This is a genomic window from Actinoallomurus vinaceus, from assembly GCF_039542055.1.
Lineage (GTDB): Bacteria > Actinomycetota > Actinomycetes > Streptosporangiales > Streptosporangiaceae > Actinoallomurus > Actinoallomurus vinaceus.
In genome coordinates, this window is sequence record NZ_BAABHK010000010.1 from 351,487 (window position 1) to 373,952 (window position 22,466).

A 22,466-nucleotide genomic window follows, 5' to 3' on the forward strand; every position below is an offset into this window, starting at 1 on the left:
CCTTAGTCAAGGCGCGTCGAACGCAGAGGGATGGAGCGAAGATCGATCGGCCGAACTGTGCCATAGATCATCAAGGCTCCGATAGATGCCACATCCGGCCATCAACCCCCACAAGCACAACTACGTGCACAAACAAGGCTCTTTACGCATTCTTGACCAAAGGGCATGTGTCTTGACGCGGGCTTGGCGTGCGATGCTCCACCGCGGCCCGGTTGATCATGACCGGCTGTGCTCCTGTGGCCAGTGAAGGGACCCCACCGCGTGCGTATCAGGTCAGCTCGAAGCAGGCGACCGGGCCCCCGGCCTCGCATGCTCCTGCCGGTCATGGCGTTCAACTCGATCGCCTCGCGGCATCGCCGTCTCTTTGTCGCCTTGGTCGTCACCGTGGCGTTGGCGGTCATCCCGAGTGCGATCACTCATCCCGCCGTCGCCGGCCGGTCCGGTGCGCGGCAGACAGCGAGCGCGGGCAGGGCGGTGACACCGGACGAGCAGGCCCGGCGCGCCTCGGTACGGGCGAAGGCGACCGGGAAACCGGTGCCGGTGGAGGCGTTGACGACGGCGACGTCGACGACGACGGCATCGCCGCGGGGAACGTTCGTGCTTACACAGACGCTGCAGCCCACTCGGGTCAAGCAGGGCGGGCGCTGGGTCGGCCTGGACGCCACGCTGCACCGAAACGGTGACGGGACAGTGTCTCCGAACGCGACCACCAGCAGGCTGGTTATCTCAGGCGGCGGTTCCGGGCCGCTGGCCACCATGAGTGACGGCGGTGTCCGCCTGTCCTTGAGCTGGCCGACCGCTCTCCCGAAGCCGACGCTGCACGGGGCTGTCGCCAGCTATGCCGGTGTGTTGCCTGGAGTGGATCTGGTGGTGACCGCCACACCGCAGGGCGGCTTCAGCCATATCCTGGTCGTCAAGACCAAGGCCGCCGCCGCCAACCCCGCACTCTCACATCTGGCCCTGCGTGCGCACGGCGATGGGCTGAGCGTGTCGGCGGATTCGCGCGGTGCCCTCACCGCGTCCACCGGCGCGCGCGGCATGCCGATATTCGCCGCCAAGCCGGCGATCATGTGGGACTCGGCGACGAACGCGCCCGCAACCAAGACCCCAACCGCCCCGGCACCGGACCTTCCGGAAGCCGCTGGTGTTCCCGAGCCTGGCGAAGCCGCGCACACCATGGCGGTCAAGACGACCGTTCAGCCGATCGCTCGCACCACGCCCAAGACGGCGACGCGGTCGGCGCAGCGAATGAGCGGCACCGACACGACCATCAGCCTGACGCCGGATGCCGGACTGCTTACCGCAGCATCGACGAAGTTCCCGCTCTACATCGACCCGACTTGGAACCCGCTGCCTGCGGGCGGGTCCCGCCAGGCGTGGGCGTCGGTGTCCAACGCACTGGACGACACCGAATACGACAACTCCTACGACCCCAACGCCAACGTGCTGCAGGTCGGATACGTCGACGGTTTCAAAGCCCGCTCGTTCATCCGCTTCAGTGTCTCCTCAAAGCTCAAGGACGCCACGATCTACTCCTCAGATGTGAAGTTCACCGTCGACAACGACGGGGACGAGTTCTGCCATGCCTCCACTGAAACCGATCTGTGGTGGACCGACGGGATCTCCAAATCCATCTCCTGGAGTAACCAGCCGTCATGGAAGAGCAAGATCGATAGCGCGTCAGCAGACAACTGCCCTAACCATAGCATTCGTTTCGATGCCACTTCCTTTATGCAGGCGCACGGCACCTCAGGAATCGGCAGCGTCACGTTCGGTCTGCGCGCCCCGGACGAGACCACCGCATCGCAATGGGAGGAGTTCTACAGCGGCAAGGACGAGGCGACCATGTCCACCGAGTACGACCACGCGCCTGGCCTAGGGCGCATCCCCTCCACCTCACCGGGCGGCCTCTGTCAGACCGGCAAACCCTCGGCGATGACGATCGGTAATGACGACATTAACTTCTCCGTCGTCCCCAACGACCCCGATGGCCAAAACCTCGGCACCGAATTCGTCATCAAGAACTATGGCGGATCGGTGGTCTATGACTCCGGCAACCCCGACACCATGGACGGCACCTATTCCAATACCCCGGTGACCGTTCCGATCTACCGCGATACCATCCAGAAAAAGTGGCACAGCGACGGCGCCACGAAGGCTTATGCCTATTCCTGGTATGTCGTGACCAGCGACGGGAAACTCCACAGCCCCGGCAGCGGGCCCGGCACCAGCGCCAACCCGTGTAACTTCACCTACGACCCGACAGCACCGGCTTCACCCGGCGTGATGGCACCCACCGGCACCCTCACCCTCGGCCAGCAGGCCACCGTGACCGTGGCGCCCTGTAAAGATGCCCTCGCCGACCCGCCGGCGGCCTGCACCGGCACTGCACCGACCCGGTACGTCTACCAGGTCAACGAAACCACTCCCCAATCGGTGACCGCCACCGGCAGCACACAGACCTTGACAATCACGCTGCACCACGTTGGCCCGAACGTGATCACCGTCTCCGGGTTGTCCTCTGGCGGGAATCCCAGCCTCGTCGTCGGCTCGGCAACCTTCTGGGTCGATCCCCCTTCCACGCCCTATGTTGACGGCGATATCGACGGCGATAAAGCTCCCGACTTCTTCACCAACAGCACCGGTGACGCAGGCCTGTGGCTAGCCACCAGCAACGGTCAAGGCACCCTAAACACCCCAACCAACATCGGCGCGCTAGGCACCGGCCTCAGCGGCGCCGGCTCTCCCACCGATTGGAACGGCGCGCAGATTCTGCATGGCGACTTCACCGGCAACCACGTTCAAGATCTCGTCGCCTACTACCCCTCGGGCGCCAGCGCCGGAAACGCCATGCTGTTGTTCGGCACCGGCGACACCACACCGCTAAGCCCGTATGTCGACGGTCAGCAGGAGATTGCGGCACCGCATCTTGCCGATACCAGTATTAATAGTGACGGCGACAACCCCACACAGCTCGTAGCCGCCGGTAACGCAAGCCTTCAGAACAATCCCGCTCCCGACATGATCGCCATCGCCGGGAACAGTACGGACGGCTACGAACTCGACGTGGATACCAGTACCAATGGCGTGTTCGGAGACTACAGATTTGCCGCGCCTCTGGCTGGCAAGAAGCAAACCCCTGATGGCAGCGGATGGGACAATTACACGCTCGCCACCGCCCAGCCCAACGGCCAGACCGTCCTATTCGCCCTCAACAAGGGCACCGGGGTGCTGTATGAATCCACCAACCCTAATCAGGACCCCGCAGCACCGATCGGCAGCCCGGCCTCTACCTGGACCACGCTCAGCGTCCCGTGGACGCCCACCAGCGTCCCGCAACTGACGTCCGCCGACGTCAACCCTTCTGGACAACTCGAGCTTTGGACCCAGACCGGCTCGGGCTCCTCAGCCACGGCTGCCGCCTACACCCTCTCCAGCACAAGCCTCACTGAAGAGGCCAGCACGGGACTATTCGGCTCCACCCACCAATGGCCGCTCACCGACGGCAATAACGCCACCTCCGCAGTCGATATCAGCGGCGGGACCCCGGCCCAACTCTCGGCGACCGGCACCTCGTGGGATACCGACCCGTTCCTCAAGCGGCCCATCATCGGCCTCGACGGTTCCAGCGGCTACCTGCGCCTGCCCGACGGACTGATCCAAGCCTCCACGACACTCGCCGTGACGCTGTCCTTCCAAGCACAGCCCCACACAACCGGAATCTTGTTCTCTACCGGACACGACGTACCCTCCGCGCTGAACACCGGCACGATGCCGGTCATGTACATCGGCACCGACGAACGGCTGTACGCCCAGTTCTGGAACGGTTACGTCCGCCCAATGATCTCCCCCGAGCGCGTCGACGACGGCCAATGGCACACCGTCACCCTCACCGCCGACGGAAATGCCCAAAGCCTCTTCCTCGACGACAATCTGCGCATCGGCATGGCCGGTAGCCCCACCGTCAATAACGAGGACCCCGAAAACTTCGTCGGCGCAGGTGTCTTCCCCGCCAACAACTCGTCCAAGACCTGGGTCAACGCACCAGGCACCACCACGAAGGACCGCGCCAGCTACTTCACGGGGGAGATCGCGAACGTCTTGTACTACACCAAGTATCTCAAACCTCACGACATGCCATACAACAAGCCGAAAGCCATAACCGGCACGATCACCTCGCAGCTATCCAGCGGTCTATGCATCGACAATAAAAATAGCGGCACCACCGACGGCAACGCTATTCAGATCTACACCTGCAACGGTAGTGGCGCTCAACAGTGGACCATCACTCCCGACACCGATGATGAGCTCAACAGCACCATCGTCGATGGGAAATGCCTCGCCGCCTCAGGTACATCGACCAGCAACGGAACACCGATCATCCTCTGGAAGTGCATCCCGACAGATCCTGCCCAGAAATGGCACATCGAGTCTGACGGGCAACTATGGAATCCAAACTCAGGGAAGTGTCTCGCCATTCCTGGATCATCTACGACACCTGGGACACAGCTTGTCCTGTGGACCTGCGACTACGGCGATGAGCAGAACTGGCATACCCCCTGAGTAATAAGCCGAGGAACTGTCGACCCTGCCCGGGAGTCATCGACTCCCGGGCAGTCGCTATCACCTCAACGCTGCCTGCAAACGCCGCACCTCGGCTTGGTTCTGGTGCCTAGACGGACTCCTGTAGCTGTTACCTCAACCGTTCAGTCGTTCGTGGTCGATTCCGGCCAGGAGGTGCTGGATGTCGGCGGTGGAGTTCACGTGCGCGTCGAAGGTGGCGGTCGCGTGGAGCTCGTTTCCGTGGGATTGTGCGCGGTACCACGATGACCATGCCGTGCTGGTGGCCCGGCAGGTGATCGTCACCTTCTGGTATTTCTCCGCCGAGCCCGTCCCGACGCATGTCGGCGTCGCTGGCCCGCCAGCGCCGAAGCTGACGTTCATCGTGATGTCAGAGCGCTTGGTGCTTGAGAAAGGGTCCTTGTCCGCGGTCGGCGTGACCGTGCCGCGCACCATACATCCCGACTGCCCGCAGGCACTGAATTGGATCTTTCCGTCCTGGAGCGGTGTGATCCCCGGATCGAATGCGCCCTGGAGTTCTTGGACGTCGCCGCGCAAGCGGGCAAAGACCGATCTCGTATCGCCGGGTTGCAGTGGTGTCACGCCGAGGGAGAACCGGTCGTCGCCCGCAGTTCCTTTGATCCGCAGGAGTCGGCGGGGCTTGTTCCGGGCGATGTCGTAGGTGATGCTGCCGCTCGTCAACTCGATGGCCGGTCTCCCGCCGACCGAGACGGTCCTCGCATGCGGGTCGTTCCCCACCTGTTCGAGCGTCTTCGCCAGATAGGGCGCTGACAGGTACGCCACCCGCATACCGATGACACCGTCCATGGCCTTGGCCCACCTACCGCCCACCCGCCCGGCGGAATCGGCGGGCAGGCCGTGCGCAGCCCAGAAGGCCGCGTCCGTCTTCAGGTAGACGGTCCCGGCGACCTCGACCTGACGTACCGGCGAACCACCGGTCGCGAAAGAGCCGTAGGCGCTACCGGCCCTGGTCACACCGAAGATCGCCGGCTTCGCGCCGTAGGTGCCTGAGTAGGAGACCCCGGCCGCCTGATCGAGATCCTGACCGGCCTCGACCGCCGCCTGCTCAACACTCACCTTCGGCGCGGCCTCGGACCGGCGTACGACGACCCCGGCGACGACCAGTCCGCCGATTAGCACCAGGCCACCGCCTACGGTGGCGAACATCCGCCCTTTGCGCCTTTGCGGACCCGAAGGAGCCATGAGACCGTCTGGCGTACCGTGCCCCGGCGACAGCGAAGCCCCATCCGACGACGGTCGTCCAGTGCCGGCCTTCCGGTCCCGCGACGGCCCGCCTCCGGGAGGCGCCCACGGCTCCGCGGATGGCCCTGTGTTCTTCTCCGCTTTCTCGCTCACAGCTCTCCGGTCCTCGTCACCCATGCCATCGGATCCCCAGGCGGCATCCACCCGGATGCCGCCACCACCTCGCCGCCCCACAGGCAGCACGAACGACTCCGAACTCCAGCGATGCGACAAAACCAGCGAGGAAACCCCTGCGCAAAGGCAGCAATCGACGCATCGATGCCTTCGTCCACCGCCGCCCGGTCATAAGACGATCAACACCTGATCTCAGTTGTCATCCACGACAAGGGAACAAGCGATACGACCTCGGCCTCGGGACAAGCCAGCTTGCGGGGCGCGGCGTCATGACAGGACATACGGCAGTCGTCGTCAACAGCGCGATTCCGGGCCAGCGCGACCGAGGCCGAACGCCGGTCCGGGCTCAGCCGCCGGAGCCGATGCAGCAGCGCGTTGGTCGACGACCGCATCTGCGAGTAACCAAAGATCAAGCGACGTTCCCCACACCACGGTTGCTCGGTGGTTGCTCGGATGCCGCGAAACAGGCCGTCACGTGGCGACACGATCCGGCAGCGGAACCGGTGGAGTCGCGGACGAACCGGCATGGACTGACAGTGAGAGCACCGATCTGACACGAGAGCAGCGGACTCTTAATCCGCGGGTTCGGGGTTCAAGTCCCTGACGGCGCACCGGCAGTGATCGGCGGCGATGCCCACCACGGGCATCGCCGCCGATCTTGTATGGGGCTGTACTGAGGCACCTATGGGACCCGAATCCCGGCGACCTGTTCAGGTCATTTCAGACGTCCGTTCCCTCGGTGAATACGGACAGACCAAGCCTCGCGTCGAACGTTTCGTATTCGACGCATCCCAGGGTGTTCAGTCGAATCGACCGGCTCCTTCCGCATCCCCACCCGGTTCCAGGGCGACGCACTGGCGACGATGGAGGCCAAGTACGGTGACGGCACCAACGCCGGCCCGTACACCTGGAGCTCGTACCAGCAGTTCGGTAACTCCTTCGCCCCGAAGTACGGCGACAACCTCATCACCCTCACCCCCGAGTTCTTCAACGCGATCCACGACGGCGCTCGCGTGACGCTCACCTTCCGCTTCTGGAGCGGCGCCGCCGTGACGTACCACGTGACCAAGTCGGGAAACTCGGTGACCGGCACCGCCTCGTGAACGAAGGGCATCCCCGTGGGGATGCCCTCTTTGGTGAGACGGGCGTCTCTCGGCCGTGTCGAGCGCTGGCCATACATCGTATGGTACGATTCCATACGATGTATGGCTGGCCTCTGGACACACAGATCGACGACGAGAAGGGGGCCGACCGTGGCCGAGACACCGGCCGGCGTCGAAACGCCGACCGATGCCGAATCGCTGCTCAGCGCTGAGCTGACGGCCGTACGAGGCGAGCTCGCGCGCGTCGACGCCAAGTGCGCGACCCTGACCACGCTCACGATGGCGGGCCTCGCGTTCATCGCGACCAAGGTCGGTCATGGCCCTGGCCTGGCCCGCATCCTGCTGAGCGTGGCCGGATTGATGCTCGCAGCCGCCACCCTCACGCTGCTCACCGTCATCTGTCCGCACATCGGCTACATCCGGCTGTACGCCCGGCTCAGCCCGGCGGGCGTCCGGGAGGTGCTCGCCGATCGGACCGCCGCCGTGAAGCACCACGAGAACAGCCTGATCAGCTTGTCCCAGATCGTCAGCCGCAAATACCTGGGGCTGCTCATCGCGGTCACGGAGACCGGCGCCGCAGTCGCCCTGATGGCGGTGGCCACCCTCCTCACCGGGGTGCTGTTCTGACCGAAGCCGGCGGCCGGCCCGCCGGCTTCAGCCGGGCACCTCTTCGGTCCTGGCGCAGGCCCGTGCGATGTGGCTCTCCACGCCGGCGATCGCGGCGTCGAGCGCACAGCCGAACATAGCGTCCACCACGGCCTCCGGCGGCCCGGGTGCCTCTTCCGCGTCAGGGCCGGCGGGCGCCGGGGGCAGGGTGGTCCATCGCTGTAGTGCTCCGGTCAGTTCGCTGACCAGCAACCCGGTGAACACTGCGGACACGACGGCACCCACCTGCGCGATCTGCAAGACCGGAACTTCGGCGGCGGCCAGGATGTCGGTCAGTCCCCGCCAGAACGGGTCGTCCGGCTGGATGTAGTCGGGACGCGCGAAGGAGTACCTCATCAGCTTGGGATGGTGGTGCGCCAACGCGCGGAAGTCCAGCGCCAGTTGACGCAGCCGGCCCTGCCAGGGGAGGTCCTCCTGCTCCGGCGTGCGGAACTGCGACCCGACATGCTCGGCGACGCCGCGCAGCAGGGCGTCCTTGTTCTTCACGTGGTGGTACAGCGACATCGGGTTCGCGTCCAGCACGGCGGCGAGCTTGCGCATGGTGAGCGCCTCGACTCCGTCGGCGTCGATGAGCCGGAGCGCCGCGGCGTAGATGCCCTCCTTGGTGAGAGGCACATCCCTCTTCCTCGTCCCCCGGGGAGCCTTTCTTGGACTTTCCATACATTGTATGGTAGCACTGAAGTCGTTCCATACAGCGTATGGAAGCTGGGGCGCCATCACCCCGGCGGCCTTCCTCCCGTCCGTCGGCACAGCGGAGGCGGACCGAACGCATCAGGACTCGCCATCGAGGAGTGACCCATGACCGACATTCGCCCCATACGGAGCCCACGCGGCGCGCCGGTCGTCGGCAACACGCTGCAGATCCCCGCGGACGGCCCCGTCCAGTACTTCGCCGAGGTGGCCCGCCGGTACCCGGAGGGCATCTTCAGCATGGACATCGCCGGCCGGGAGCAGGTCTTCGTCTACGACCCGGACCTGGTCGCCGAGGTCTGTGACGAGACCCGCTTCGGCAAGTTCATCCGCCCGCCGCTGTCCCAGATCCGGGACTTCACCGGTGCCGGGCTGTTCACCGCCAACGACGACGAGCCGGTGTGGGGCGAGGCGCACCGGATCCTGATGCCGGCGTTCAGCCAGCGGGCCATGAAGTCGTACTTCTCGCAGATGCTGGAGATCGCCCAGGAGCTGGGGGGCAAATGGCAGCGCGCCGATGGACGGCCCGTCACGGTGGCCGACGACTTCACCCGGCTGACGCTGGACACGATCTCCCTGTCGGGGTTCGGCTACCGGTTCAACTCCTTCCGCAGCGAGGAACTGCACCCGTTCCTGACGGCGATGCAGAACGCGCTGACCGAGGCGATGCGGCGCTCGCAGGAGGTGTCGCTGGTCACCCGGCTGCGGCACACCGACGACAGGGCCTACCGGGAGAGCATCGCGACGATGCGGGACCTGGTCGACGGCGTGATCAAGGAGCGCCGCCAGGGGGCCACCAGCGGTGAGCGGGACCTGCTCAGCCTGATGGTGGAGGCCTCCGACCCGGTCACCGGCAACCGGCTGGACGACGGCAATATCCGCGACCAGACGCTGACGTTCCTCATCGCCGGTCACGAGACCACCAGCGGCCTGTTGTCGTTCGCCCTGTACTCGCTGCTGCGCAACCCGCACGTGCTCGCCCAGGCGTACGCCGAGGTGGACCGGATGCTGCCGGGAGACAGCGTCCCGGACTACGAGACGATCACGAAGCTGGACGTCATCCCGCGCATCCTGGATGAGACACTGCGCCTGTGGTCGCCCATCCCGCTGATCAGCAAGGTGCCGCTCGAGGACACCGTCATCGGCGGCCGCTACCCGGTGAAGAAGGGACAGAAGGTCAACCTGCTGTTCCGGCGGCTGCACGTCCACCCCAATGCATGGGAACGGCCGGACGAGTTCGACATCGACCGCTGGCTGCCGGAGAACAAGGCCGGGCATCACCCGTACGCCTACTTCCCGTTCGGCACCGGTGCCCGCGCCTGTATCGGCCGGCAGTTCGCGCTCACCGAGGCCCGCCTGGCCCTCGCGCTACTCCTGCAGAAGTTCACGTTCGCCGACCACACCGACTATCGGATGGACGTCAAGGAGGCCCTGACGTTCAAGCCGAAGGACTTCACCGTCCGGGTCCGCCCGCGCCGGGAACACGAGCGCCACGTCGTCCCGGACACCCCGGCCGAGCTGATCGACGGCGAGCGGCAGGAGGCCGCGGTCAGCGGCGTCGGGGTGGGGCTCACCGTCGCGTACGGTTCCAATTTGGGCAGCTCCGAGGACCTGGCGCACACGATCGCCGACCGCGCGGGCCGCTCCGGCTTCCACACCACGCTGACGACCTTGAACGACCTGGCTGGCGCCCTGCCCACCGAGGGCCTGCTCATCGCCGTCACCGCCAGCTACAACGGCAGGGCCCCGGACAACGCGCAGCGCTTCGATGACCTGATCGCCGCCGGGCTGCCCGAGGACTCGCTGTCCGGCGTGCGGTTCGCGGTCCTGGGGGTGGGCAACACCCAGTGGGCGGCGACCTACCAGGCCTTCCCCCGCCGGGTCGAGGAGGGGCTGCGGGCCGCCGGGGCCACTCCTTTGATCGACCGCGGCGAGGTCGACGCGTCGGGCGACTTCGACGGCATGGCCTCCGCCTGGATGAGCACCCTGTGGGCGACCCTGGCCGAGGAGTACGCGGCCGACACCACGGACGACGGCGCCCCGCGCTACCAGGTCCGGCTCCTCACCGAGGCGGACGTGCGTCCCGCGATCGTCTCCGAGCAGGCCTGCCCGCTGACCGTGGTGGCCAACGAGGAGCTCGTCGGCGACCCGACCGGACTGTGGGACTTCCGGATCGAGCCGCCGCGCCCGTCCGCGAGGTCCATCACCGTCGAACTGCCCGACGGCGTCGGCTACACCACCGGCAACCACCTGGCCGTCTTCGCCAAGAACGACCCAGCGCTCGTGGCCCGCGCTCTCGACCGGCTCGGCGTCGACCGCGACCAGGTGCTCCGCGTGGACCAGCCGGGCGCGGGCGGCAGGACGCACCTGCCGGTGGGCGTGCCCGTCACCGCCGGACTGTTGCTGACCGAGTTCCTGGAACTGCAGGACGTGGCCACCCGGTCCCAGATGGGCATCCTGGCGGAGCACACCGCATGCCCACGGACCCGATCGCGGCTGGAGGCGTATACGGCCGACGCCGGGGAGGCCGAGCAGCGATACCGGACGGAGATCCTCGGCAAGCGGGTCTCGGTGCTCACCCTGCTGGAGCGCTTCCCCGCCGTCGAGCTGCCACTGGCGGTCTTCCTGGAGATGATGGGGCCCATCCGCCCGCGCTTCTACTCCATCTCCTCCTCCTCGCTGGCCCATCCTCGCCAGGTGCGGCTGACCGTCGGCGTCGTCGAAGGGCCCGCGCTGTCCGGCGACGGTCGATACCGCGGGCTGTGCTCGCGGTACCTGGGGCGGCTCGAGCCCGGAGACGTGTTCTACGGCTACGTGCGCGTCCCCTCTCCGGCCTTCGCCCTGCCCGCCGACCCCGCCACGCCGCTCATCCTCATCGGTCCCGGCACGGGCATCGCGCCGCTGCGCGGTTTCCTGGAGGAGCGCGCCTGGCAGCAGGCGAACGGCACACAGGTCGGGCCGTCCCAGGTCTTCGTCGGCTGCCGCCACCCGGAGCACGACTGGTTCTACCGGGCGGAGATGCGGGAGTGGGAACAGGCCGGGATCGCCCAGGTGCACACCGCCTTCTCCGCGGTCCTCGACCACCCGGCCCGTTTCGTCCAGGACGCCATCACCGCCGCCTCCGACACCGTGTGGCAGGCCATCGAGGACGGCGCGTTCATCTACGTCTGCGGGGACGGCCGCCACATGGCGCCGGCCGTCCGCGAAGCCCTCGCCGCCATCTACCGCGGCCACACCGGCAGCGACGACGAGGCCGCCCGGCAGTGGCTCGCCCGACTCGAGTCGGCCGGCCGCTACCAGCAGGACGTCTTCGCCTGACAGACGTTCATCGGCCGTACGGCGCGCATCGGCCGCCGTACGGCCCCGGCCCCGGTCACGCACTCCGGGGACTGCCTGGCGCCCATCGCCTCGAACCGCCAAGGATCACTACTCACAGAAAGCAGATCACCGTGGACACCATGCTCGCCGGACGTTTCCACCTCGCCGCGAAGAAATTCGTCGTGGAGGAGGTCCCGATCCCAGTGCCCGGCCCGGGCGAGGTGCTCATCGAGGTGAGGGCCGCCGGCGTATGCCTGTCGGACCTCCACCTCATCGACGGCACCCTCTCCCCGCTGTTCGCGACCTCTGACGCGGTGACCATCGGCCACGAGGTCTCCGGCGTGATCCACACGCTCGGCCCCGGCCTCAGGCGGGGCCTGACCACGGGCGCCCGCGTCGCCCTGGAAGCCGGGCAGAGCTGTGAACAGTGCGCCGACTGCGCGCGCCGCCGCCCCTGCGCCCAGGTCCGTACCCGCGGCATCGACTACGACGGCGGCTGGGCCCAGTACGCCATCGCCCGCGAGGACACCGTCGTCCCCATCCCCGACGACCTTCCCTTCGACCAAGCGTCGATCATCCCCGACGCGGTCTCCACCCCCTACGCCGCCATCGTGTCCACCGCGGGAGTGCGGCCCGCCCAGTCCGTGGGCGTCTGGGGCGTGGGCGGAGTGGGCGCGCACAGTGTACGCGTCGCACGCCTGGCCGGCGCCGCCCCGATCATCGCCGTCGATCCGCTGCCCGGCGCACGGGAGCGGGCCGTGGCCTTCGGTGCGGACCTCGCTCTGGACCCGGCCGCCGACGACTTCGCCGAGCAGGTCCTCGCGGCCACGGCCGGGCGGGGCCTGGACTACGCGTTCGACTGCGCCGGTGCACCCGTCGTGCGCGAGCAGGCCGCCGCGGTGCTGGGGCAGCAGGGCGCCCTGGTCCTGGTGGGCATCACTCCCCACCCGCTCACCGTCAGCGAAGGCCTGCAGTTCAACTACCTGAAGAAGCGGGTTTTCGGCCACTATGGTTCGCTGCCCGAGCACATCTACGAACTCGTGCGGCTGGCCTCCAACGGCCGCCTCGATCTGGCTCCCTCCATCACCGGCCACATCCCACTGGCCGACGCCACCGACGCGATCCACCGGCTAGAGAACAAGACGGGCAACCCGATCCGTCTCATCCTCGTTCCCTGATGGCTCCTCGAAGGGTCTTTTCAGCCGCTCGGGCAGGACGTCGACTTCCACGTCTGCCGCGATCGAATGGAGCACGTGACATGCCAGCCCGGGTTTTCGTCATCAGCCGTCACCTCGGTATGGCACGGACGGTGACCCTGTGGATGCAACAGGCGGGCGGCACCGTCGCGGTGGTCGGCCGGGAAAAGCAGACCCTCGCGGCGGCCTATGACGATCCCGACACCACTGTCGACCAGGTCGACGACATCACCGCGAACGAGGGTATCCGTGCTTTGAGGCAACGTATCCGGCAAGTGGACCACATCGTGTACGTGCTCTGACGAAAGGTCGTCAGCCGCTCAGGTGGGCCGTCACACGTCGGCACCTACGCGCTGTGTTGTTCGGCGAGGAGGCGGGCGAGTTCGACTCGGGAGGCGATGCCCAGCTTGCGGAAGACCTGCCTGAGGTGGAACTTCACGGTGTCCCGTGCGATGAACATCCGGGCGGCGATCTCGGGGTTGGTCAATGCCTGGGCGGCGAGGATGGCCACGTCGCGTTCGGTGTCGGTGAGGCTCTCCCATCCAGAGGCCGGGCGTTCGGCCTGGGTCCAGTGGCGGCGTCGTACGCCGATTCCGCGCAGGCGAGCGCGGACGCGCGCCGCATCACGTAGCGCACCGACCTCCTGGTAGGTCTCATGCGCCTGGCCGAGACGGTTGACCGCCGCCTCTCGGTCCGAACCACCGGAAGCACGGGCGTGCAGGACGCCGAGGTCCTCGGCGGCCGAGGCACGGCTCCAGGCGCTTACGTGATCGGCGGCGGCGTGGGCCAGCGCCGCGGCGTTCTCATGGAAGAGACCGTGCGCGTGCGCGGCGGACGCGGCCAGGGTGGGGAAGCCGGGATTGTCACGGGCGAGGCGTTCGGCTGTCGCGGTGACGGCCTCGGCGCCGGTGTGGTCGCCGATGGCGAGCGCGGTCCTGGTCAGCCACGCCGCGGCATCGGCTTCGACCATGAGCAGGCAGCACCGTTCGGCCGGATCGGTGTACGGGGTGCGGAGGATGTCGATCGCCCGTTCGGGACCGCCCTGTGCCTCGGCGACCAGTGCCGGACCCCAACCGGCCCACCACCAGGCCGACATGGCGTCGAGGCCCGGCACGTCATGCGATCGGCAGCGGTCGGCATATGCCGCCGCGGTCTCCAGGTCGCCTCGGCGTAGGGCCACGGTCGCGAGCACGGTCGTGGCGATCGGGTCGTACAGGTGAGCGCCCAGTTCCTCGGCCGTGGCCAGGGCGGCCCGAGCCTCGGTGGCGGCGTCGTCGAGGTGGCCTTCGATGAGCCGTAGCCGGGCGCGCAGCAGCGTCGGGACGGCGGCATGGGCGGTGGCCCCCAGCGCCGTGATCTGGCCGGCGACGATCTCGACTGCGCTCCTTGCCTCGGTGAGGCGCCGCATGTCCATGAGCGTGCAGGCGTGCAGGGCCTGCGGGCTGAAGTACCGGACCGGTTCATCGCCGGCAAGGCGTGCGGCCTCGCTGCTGTGGTCCAGGCCGTCGGCGGCTCGTCCCTCGCTCCACGCGATGTCGGTGAGCATCATGTGCGCCGCGATCACCGCGTGCTCGCTGTGGCTCCGGGGGTCGGCCAGAACGGTCTCGGCACGGTGCCGCGCCCGCCGGTGGGCGCGGGTTCCCAGGGGTCCTTGGAACAGCACATGATCGATGAGGACACTGAGTTGATCGGGAAGGTCGCCTTGGTCGAGCGCCTGTTCGGCCTCGGCCACCGCCTCGGCCACCCGGCCTGACATGAGCAGTGCGTACGCCAGTTCGTAGCGCAGCCACCCGGCGTTGCCCGGTGAGGTGGCCGCGTGCAGTGCGTCACGAGCCAGCTCAACCGCCTGCTGCAGCCGCCCGGCGGCCGTCAGCGCGCGGACGGCGGCCAGCGCCCGGTCGGATCGGGCGTCGTCGCCGGGAGCGGTGAGTTCCAGCGCTCGTACGGCCAGGTCGGCCGCTGTCTCCGGAGAGGTCGGCAGCACTTCTCGCACGGCCCGGTCAAGGCCCGCCAACGCGATCGCGTCCCCTGTGGCGGCGCTGTCCATCAGGTGCCCGGCGGCGACGACGGCCGACCCACCGCGTTCGAAAAGCATCCGGCCGGCCTGGCCGTGCAGGCCCTTGCGCACCGACGGCGCCATGGTCGCCCTGACCGCCTGCCACAGCAGGTCATGCCGGAAACTCAGCCCGTCCGGATCGATCACCACGACGCCGGCCGCCTCCGCCTCCTCCAGCGCCGGCAGCAGCCGGGCGGGCGGCTCCCCGAGCATGTCCGCGACATCGTTCACCTCGAAAGAGCTGCCCAAGATCGCCGCCACCTGCAGCAGGTGGCGGGTAGCGGGCGACAGGCCGCGCAACCGACCATGAACGATCTTTCGGATTCGCCCCGGCAGCCGGGATGTGACCGGCCGCGCCTGACCCTCGACGACCTCGATGGCGCGCTCGTCGCGCAGCCCGTCGAGCAACTCGACCAGCAGGAACGGGTTGCCGCCCGCCCCGTCGACCAGGGTCAGCAGTTCCGGGCTCGGCGGCGCGCCGAGGACGTCGGTGACGATCTCGGCCACCGCCCCCTGCTCGAGCGCTCCCAGCACAGTCCGCGTGGCACCATCACGTTCCAGGACCTCGTACAAGCTCTCGACCTGATGGTCGTCCTGTCCGGTGGTACGCGACAGGATCCACACCATCGGGTAGGAGGCCAGTTCCGGGATCAGCGCGCGGAGGGCCAAGAGGGTGGTGGGGTCCGCCCAGTGAAGGTCGTCGAGCGTGAGCAGGAAGGAGCAACGCCCGGCGCGCTCCTCCAGCCGGGCCTGCAACCCCTCCACCAGCCGCAGCCGCAGATCCACGCCGTCGGCGGGCCTGTTGGACCCCAGGAGCGTCTGCGGGGTCTCCCCCAGCGCCGACATCAGCGGCGCCAACGGCACCACCCGACGCCATTCCTCCGCCGCACCGCGGGCGATCATGAACCCCATCGCCGCCGCGGCCTCGACCGCCTCCTCGATAAGGCGACTCTTGCCTATCCCGTGCCCGCCCTCGACCAGCAGCACCCCGCCACGGCCGTCACACGTCGCCTGCAACAGGCGCGCGACAGCCTGCCAATCACGGTCCCGGCCACGCCAGCCACGCCGTGAACACCTCCCGAAGTCGACGCCGGCCGCACCACCCGAAGGTGCGGACATGCCCAGCGTGCGGCCCCTCGACGTCCTCTCGGACACGGTTCATAACATACCTTCCACCTCCCGGGCCGAATGGAGGCTCTGTTCACCACCCCGGCTCCGGCTGCACGCTGAGACAGGCCACCTTCCATCCGGAGGAGCGAGGAAGTACCCGGATGGGTGATATGCGCCGCCGATTCATCGCGAATTATGGAGTTGTCGCCGCCAGGAGCTCGCGGTGACGGTGACCGACCGGACCGGACTGAAGGGGTACAGTCTGCGTGCGGGAAGGTTCGGCCGCTGACCGGCCGTCGTCACCGCTCCGAGCCCGCGGCACGGCGGTCCGACCGGGTCTCAGCGCAGTCATGGGGAAGCTGAGCCCCGGTCGGACCCGGCACAGTCCCGGCCGGCACCCCGGCTCGCCGGATTGCGTCCACGGACGTGGTATACGAGCTATCGCTGGCGAGAGGCATCGCGCCGCGAAGTAAAACGCCACCACGTAGATCTCTTTGAAGTCGACCAGACACGAAGGGAGTGATTACGCGATGGCCGTGGGCGACAGTGCGGGCCCCGCGAGCTGGTCTGCCGAGCCGATCGGGCTGTGAGCCGGGTCTGCTGCGGTCGATGGCCGAGGTCATGACCGAACGCTGATTTGAGTCCGAACCGCACTCCGCAGCAACAGGTCCCGAACGGGGCGGCGTGGGCCCGTGGTTGCTCGCTGGTTGCTCGGATGCCACGAAACAGCCCGGCACGCGGCGGCAGGATCCGACATCGGAACCGGTGAAGTCGCGGACGAACCGGCATAGGCTGGCAGTGAGAGCACTGATCTGACACGAGAGCAGCGGACTCTTAATTCGCGGGTTCGGGGTTCAAGTCCCTGACGGCGCACCCGTCCTGACCTGGGCGTTCTCGGTTCTACCGAGAACGCCCAGTGTCCGTTTTGGGGTAGTGGTTGCTCCACGGTTGCTCGGATGCCACGATCTTGCCAAAATGCAGCCCCGGCTGACGCCCTACAGCCCCATACGAAGCTGGCCGCAGCCGCGGTTAAACGCCCCAGTGGCCAGCGATCTATCCCGGCGAACACCTCTAGGGTGCCAAAATTGCGTCTACGGCCTCTGAACTGCAGTTTTCTGGGTCAGCCGGTGATCTTCATGCCGCCCGGTCGTACTCGTGGATCAGTCCGCCGAGGACCTTGCGACGTCGTATCCGGCCCGGCGCCAGGTCTGTGACCGGGGCTGTGATGCCGTCGCCGCCGTCCGGTGGCCGCAGGTTCCTGCCCTGATGCGGGCGATGCCGGTTATAGTGCGCGACGTACTGCTCCAGGACCGCCCGCAAGTGCCGCGGCCCGGTGATCAGCATCCGGTCGGTGACCTCGGACCGGACGGTACGCACCCAGCGTTCGGCACAGGCGTTCGACTGCGGGCTGCGCGACGGCCATGCCGAGATGCCGGATGCCCCCAGCGCGTTCACCACGGCCGTGATGACACGCCGCCGCTCAGCCGCCCGCTCGTTCACCGCATCAGTCTGCCCGAGGGGGCAGCCAAGATAAGCCGGAAAACGGGCTGGTCAGCCGATGGCGGTGGGCAGGGCGCCGAGTTTCTGCTCCCAGCCTGCGCGGTGGCCTTGGAGGCGGGCGGGTGGCAGGCCGCGGTGGGTGAGGACGACCAGGGTGTCGTCGCCGTCGGGGGTGAGTACGACCTCGACGGTCGAGCCGCCGGGCGGCAGCGCGTTGTCGCTGGGGACGCCCCAGGTGAACACGGCGCGGTGCGGCGGGTCGAGGGTGATGTAGGCGCCGCGGACGAGGCTTTGGCCCATGTCGAGGGAGAACACGCCGCCGGGCTGCGGGTCGAGTTCGGCCCGGTCGCCGAGCCAGGCGGTGATGAGCTGGGGGTCGGTGAAGTAGGGGAACACGACCTCGGGCGGCGCCTTGATGTGCTCGGTGGCGACGATGATGTCGTCGCGGATCTCGGCGGTCACGGCTGCCCTTCCTTCGGCGGTCGCGGGTGGGCCGTCTCGACGGCCTTCTTCAGGCGGCCGAGAGCGTCGGGCCAGAACTCGGCGAGCAGTTCGCGCACGGGTTCGAGCGCCTGGTGGCGCAGCCCGTAGAGGCGGCGGGTGCCCTCGCGGCGTTCGGTGAGCAGGCCGGCCTGTTTGAGCACGCCGATGTGCTGGCTGACCGCCTGCTGGGTGAGGGTGAAGGACGCCGCGATGCGGCCTGCGGGCAGCTCGGTGTGCTGGACCAGGCGCAGGATCTGCCTGCGATGCGGATCGGCGAGCGCCCGCAGCACCGCGTCGGGGGCCGCGGGCACTGCGGGCGTCGTGAGCGCGGTGGGCGTCGCCTGCTTCCGTTCGGACATCGGGTCAGGATTTCACGTGCCGAACGGGGTGCCGGTGCCGGTCTCGGCGAGGGTCTGGATGCTGGCCATGAAGTGCGTCCAGGCGTCGACGCAGGCGTCCCAGCAGCCCAGTCGCGGGGTCAGGCCGGCGTGCCGGAAGCGCAGCTCGGTGCCGCCGCCGGCGGGGGCGATGTCGAACTCCATCGTGGTGCCGAGCCATTCGTGGGTGTGGCCGGTGGGCGCGGCGCCGTCGGGCGCGATGGCCTCCCAGACCACGCGGTCGGGGTCGGCCGCCAGGACGCGCATCGCGTTGGCGCCGTGCTTGCCGAAGCGGGTGATGAGCGTGCCCCCGACCGCGCCGTCGCCCTCGGTCGGGGCCCACCAGCGGCCGACGCCGGCGGCGGAGGTGAACAGCGCCGCCACATCGGCGGGCGAGATGGGCAGGTTCAATACCGCGGTGAAGTCCTCGGTCCGCGTGCTGGTGGTGTCGGTCATGACGATCCCTTCGCCAATACACAAGTGACTACTTGTACAACCTGATGCTTGTAAATTAGGTGGGATGCCGCCGCTTGTCAACGGCCGGGGAGACGGGCGCCAGCCGTCGCCGGGCCTCGACCTCCCCGCTGCACCCCGCCGCTGCATTCCAGTGCTGCGTCTTGTGATGCGCGGCGGGCGGCGTCATCCTCGTCAAGATCGCTATGAAGCAGAAGGTTGCCTCGTCGCGGCCACTGCAGGGCTCACGGCGACGAACCATCCCAACCGCCGCCGCGCGCCCTCTGGTACCGCTCCGAGCGCTGCACCCTGACCGGACTTGCGAGAACGCTGTCGGTGGCCGTACGCGGGTCGCGGGTTGGTCGGTCAGGCGCGCGCGGCGACCGTGTACTCGAACGCGGTGATCACACCGCTCTGGGCGGCCGCGATGAGGGTGCTGCCGTGCGCCCCCTCCACTGTGGAGAAGGCGCGGAGGGTCGCGGCCTGGTCGTCCGGGTCGTCCAGGTCGTCCGGGTCGTCCAGGTCGTCGAAAGGCCGCACTTCGGTGATCAGGGTGTGCGTCTCCATGTCCCAGAACTTCAGCCCGCCGTTGGAGGCGGCGTCCAGCAGCAGCGGCCGTCCGCCGGCCGATGCGGCTTGGACGAGGGTGGGATTGTCCCGGTAATCGTCCATCAGGCCCAGGCTCCGCCGTCCGGCCAGATCCCACAGGTGTCGCCACCCGCCGGCGACGACCGCCACGGGACCTGAGCGGGTGGTGACCAACGCGGCCGACTCGGCTGCATTGTCGCCGGTTCCGAATGCGGCGATCCGGGCGCCGTCCAGCAGTCCCCACAGGCTCAGCAGGCCGCTGCGGTCGCAGGCCATGACCACCGGGCGGCCGTCGAGCCGGACGATCTCCACCGAATGCACGTCCCGCACGGCGAACGTGGCGACCTGGCGGCGGGTGGTGAGGTCCCAGACGCGGCCGATGTCATCGGCCCCGCCGACGGCGGCCAGAATGTGGCCGTCGACGGTCGTGCAGGCGAGCGAGAGCGCCTTGTGCCGCTGGCAGCTCAGCGGCGGCAGTTGCCCTCCGTCGATCCCCCATACCCCCACCCTCCCGGTGTGGTCGGCGGCGGCCACACCGGGCCTGCCGGCGAAGGAGACGCAGCGGACGAGGTCGGGTGAGAACTCCTCGCTTCTGACGAGCGTGGTCAGCGGTGTTCGGGCAGCGATGTCCAGCACATGCAGCCCGCCTTGCATGGCGATGGCGGCCAGGGGACGGCCGTCGACGACGGCGCAGTCGACGCTGTCCGTATAGTCGTTCTGTGCGGTGAGGACTCGCCGGTCGCCGAAGCGGACGACCAGCTCCGGCGACCGTTCCGGCGCTCGGCGCCCGCCGGAGGGGCGGCGAGGCGGCGGGGCGGGCTGGGTCACCGGCGGCCAGGCAGGCGAGGACGGCAGGCCGGTCAGGTCGACGACCTTGACCTCGCGCTCGCGGCTCCCGAGCCCGTACGAGACAACGGTGATCAGCCGGTCTGCGATCCACCGGCACACCATCCGGTCGGTCCGCTTGCCGGTCTTGTGCAGCTCAGTCTTCGCCACGTAGCTGAGCGTGCCCAGATCCCAGGTCCACAGGTGTCGGTCACCGGCCGCGATGGCGACGGGGCGTCCATCGATGACGGTGCGGCTGAGGGCGTCGACGTCCCAGCCGGTCGGCGTGGCCAGGAACACCGGCGTCTCCGGGTCGCCGAGATCCCAGACCACGAGCCTCCCTCCCTCGGCCGCTGCCAGCACCAGGGACCGGCCGTCGGCCTCGGCGCACATCATCGCCGAAAAGATGTCGGGTCCCTCCGCGCCCGTCGACAGCTCGTGGAGCGGAGACCGCGTCTCCAGATCGGAGATGACGAGCGTGCCGCGCTCGGCGGCGAGCACGACGGGACGACCGTCCAGGACGTCCATGGCCGTGCTGTAGGCGGAGGAGATGGCGATCTCATCGCCCGCACGCTCGATCTCGGCATTGTCCTGCAGGTCGAAGACACGCAGGAAGCCCTCGTTGTGGATGGCGGCGGCCACGACCGGGCGGTCCCCGATATGGGCGCATTGGACCCACAAGACCTGGTAAGGGCCGGAGGTCTCGATGGTGTGCAGCGGCGCGTAGTCCAACAGGTCCCAGACGCGCAGCGTGCCGTCGGCGCCGCCGGTGACCGCACAGGGACGCCCGCCCAAGGTGGTGCAGGACACCGACATGACCCAGGGATCGCTCTCAACCAGGCCGGGGCCGTGTCCGTCGAGGGTGCCCAGTTTGGTCCGGGTGGTGAGGTTCCACACGGCGGTCTGGTTCTCCTCGGCGGCCAGCACGGCCAGCATCATGCCGTCGTGAACCACGCAGTCCATCGCGCCACCGCCGACCGCCAACGTCTGCGGCTGGGGTGCGGGCACCACCGACTCGGGCGTAGGCACCACCGACTCGGGCGTAGGCACCACCGACTCGGGCGTAGGCACCACCGACTCGGGTGCGGGTCGGCCCGACGAGACCGGGGCAGGGGTCGGGGCGGGGTGGGCGGGCGCCGCGGTTCCGGGGCCGGGCGGGCGGTGGCGGCCTGTGCCGAACCGGCGGCCGAACCAGCCGGTCGATGCCTTGCGGGTGGGCGTGCGGGTGGACGCAGGCAGCCCTCCCTGGAGGAGCGTGGCCGCCAGCGCCGGCGGCAGCCACGTCCCGCCGCTGAACCCCTCGCCGATCCCGCCACCGGTGTCCAGCTCCGCGAGCAGGTCGGCGACGCCGGGCCGCCGCGCCGGGTCCTTGGCGAAGGCACCGGTGAGCACGCGGCGCAGCCCCTCATCCAGGCCGGTGAGATCGGGCTCCTCGTGCACGATCCGGTACATCACCGCCTGCACGGGCCCCTGGCCGAAGGCGCCCGTCCCCGTCGCGACATGCACCAGCACCGCCGCCAGCGAGAACACGTCGCTGGCCGGCCCGACCCGTTCACCGCGCAACTGCTCGGGTGACATGTACGCAGGCGTCCCCATCACCGCACCGGCGCTGGTGAGGACACTGCTGTCGGTGGCGGCGGCGATGCCGAAGTCGATGACCCGCGGGCCGTCGGCGGCCAGCAGCACATTGCCCGGCTTGAGGTCGCGATGCACGATCCCGGCCCGATGCACCGCCTCCAGAGCCTCCAGCACGGCCGCACCGAGGGCCTGAACCGAGCCTGACGGCCATGGACCGTGCACGGCGATCGCCTCGGCGAGCGAGGGACCGGGAACAAAGAGGGTGGCCAGCCAGGGACGGGGTCCCTCGGTGTCGGCCGCCACCACCGGAGCGGTGAACGCCCCACTCACCCGCTGGGCGGCGGCGACCTCACGGGCGAACCGCCGACGGAACTCCTGGTCGAAGGCCAGCTCGTCGCGGATCACCTTGATCGCGACATCGCGCCCGCCACGCGAACACCCTAGGAAGACCTGCCCCATGCCGCCGGCGCCGAGCCGCCGCACGATCCGGTAAGGGCCGATCTGTCGCGGCGGCTCCGGGAAAGTCATCTCGGCCCTTCATCGTCGAGTAGGCCCATAATTGTTG

The 22,466-nt window shown here is 68.4% G+C and carries 14 protein-coding genes and 1 tRNA gene; 7 read left to right on the forward strand and 8 right to left on the reverse strand.

Going from position 1 to position 22,466, the window contains the following annotated elements; all coding sequences use genetic code 11:
• Positions 1–324 precede the first annotated feature (324 nt).
• Positions 325–4,563 (forward strand): ricin-type beta-trefoil lectin domain protein, encoded by a 4,239-nt coding sequence (locus ABEA24_RS32550; protein ID WP_345435431.1) that lies wholly within the window; start codon positions 325–327, stop codon positions 4,561–4,563.
• 135 nt (positions 4,564–4,698) lie between these two features.
• On the opposite strand, the gene ABEA24_RS32555 is transcribed toward ABEA24_RS32550, so the two are convergent.
• Positions 4,699–5,658: a hypothetical protein gene (locus ABEA24_RS32555; RefSeq protein ID WP_345435433.1), complete on the reverse strand. Its 960-nt coding sequence runs from the start codon at positions 5,656–5,658 to the stop codon at positions 4,699–4,701.
• A 794-nt stretch (positions 5,659–6,452) separates the two neighbouring features.
• Between ABEA24_RS32555 and ABEA24_RS32560 the strand changes: the two genes are divergently transcribed.
• From ABEA24_RS32560 to ABEA24_RS32570, 3 genes are all read left to right on the forward strand, one after another.
• Positions 6,453–6,569: transfer RNA gene (locus ABEA24_RS32560), tRNA-Leu, on the forward strand.
• 177 nt (positions 6,570–6,746) lie between these two features.
• The gene (locus ABEA24_RS32565) at positions 6,747–7,061 is read left to right on the forward strand and encodes a hypothetical protein (RefSeq protein WP_345435513.1); all 315 of its coding nucleotides are present in this window, start codon (positions 6,747–6,749) and stop codon (positions 7,059–7,061) included.
• Between the two features lie 150 nt (positions 7,062–7,211).
• Positions 7,212–7,688, forward strand: a complete 477-nt coding sequence (locus tag ABEA24_RS32570; RefSeq protein ID WP_345435435.1) for a Pycsar system effector family protein — start codon at positions 7,212–7,214, stop codon at positions 7,686–7,688.
• Positions 7,689–7,715: 27 nt separating this feature from the next.
• Here the strand turns inward: ABEA24_RS32570 and ABEA24_RS32575 are convergent, their stop codons facing one another.
• Entirely contained in the window at positions 7,716–8,342 is a 627-nt protein-coding gene (locus tag ABEA24_RS32575) for a TetR/AcrR family transcriptional regulator (protein ID WP_345435437.1), read from the reverse strand.
• A gap of 183 nt (positions 8,343–8,525) precedes the next feature.
• Between ABEA24_RS32575 and ABEA24_RS32580 the strand changes: the two genes are divergently transcribed.
• From ABEA24_RS32580 to ABEA24_RS32590, 3 genes are all read left to right on the forward strand, one after another.
• Positions 8,526–11,735, forward strand: a complete 3,210-nt coding sequence (locus ABEA24_RS32580) for a bifunctional cytochrome P450/NADPH--P450 reductase (RefSeq protein ID WP_345435439.1) — start codon at positions 8,526–8,528, stop codon at positions 11,733–11,735.
• Between the two features lie 140 nt (positions 11,736–11,875).
• Positions 11,876–12,913 carry a zinc-binding dehydrogenase gene (locus ABEA24_RS32585; RefSeq protein ID WP_345435440.1) on the forward strand — a complete coding sequence of 346 codons (1,038 nt, stop codon included), beginning with the start codon at positions 11,876–11,878 and terminating at the stop codon, positions 12,911–12,913.
• Between the two features lie 80 nt (positions 12,914–12,993).
• On the forward strand, positions 12,994–13,233 hold the full coding sequence (locus ABEA24_RS32590; RefSeq protein WP_345435441.1) for a hypothetical protein: 240 nt from the start codon (positions 12,994–12,996) through the stop codon (positions 13,231–13,233).
• Positions 13,234–13,277: 44 nt separating this feature from the next.
• Here the strand turns inward: ABEA24_RS32590 and ABEA24_RS32595 are convergent, their stop codons facing one another.
• The 6 genes from ABEA24_RS32595 to ABEA24_RS32620 all read right to left on the reverse strand — a co-directional run bounded on the left by ABEA24_RS32595 (position 13,278) and on the right by ABEA24_RS32620 (position 22,429).
• A complete protein-coding gene (locus ABEA24_RS32595; protein ID WP_345435515.1) occupies positions 13,278–16,106 on the reverse strand; it encodes a helix-turn-helix transcriptional regulator in 2,829 nt (942 codons plus the stop codon).
• A 1,125-nt stretch (positions 16,107–17,231) separates the two neighbouring features.
• The gene (locus tag ABEA24_RS32600; RefSeq protein WP_345435443.1) at positions 17,232–17,597 is read right to left on the reverse strand and encodes an integrase core domain-containing protein; all 366 of its coding nucleotides are present in this window, start codon (positions 17,595–17,597) and stop codon (positions 17,232–17,234) included.
• A 51-nt stretch (positions 17,598–17,648) separates the two neighbouring features.
• A complete protein-coding gene (locus tag ABEA24_RS32605) occupies positions 17,649–18,059 on the reverse strand; it encodes an SRPBCC family protein (protein ID WP_345435446.1) in 411 nt (136 codons plus the stop codon).
• Complete coding sequence (locus ABEA24_RS32610) at positions 18,056–18,439, reverse strand: ArsR/SmtB family transcription factor (RefSeq protein ID WP_345435448.1); 384 nt, start codon at positions 18,437–18,439, stop codon at positions 18,056–18,058. The genes ABEA24_RS32605 and ABEA24_RS32610 overlap by 4 nt, the downstream gene beginning before the upstream one ends.
• Before the next feature lie 12 nt (positions 18,440–18,451).
• Positions 18,452–18,913, reverse strand: a complete 462-nt coding sequence (locus ABEA24_RS32615) for an SRPBCC family protein (RefSeq protein WP_345435450.1) — start codon at positions 18,911–18,913, stop codon at positions 18,452–18,454.
• Positions 18,914–19,276: 363 nt separating this feature from the next.
• Positions 19,277–22,429 (reverse strand): WD40 repeat domain-containing serine/threonine protein kinase, encoded by a 3,153-nt coding sequence (locus tag ABEA24_RS32620; RefSeq protein ID WP_345435452.1) that lies wholly within the window; start codon positions 22,427–22,429, stop codon positions 19,277–19,279.
• Between the last annotated feature and the right edge of the window lie 37 nt (positions 22,430–22,466).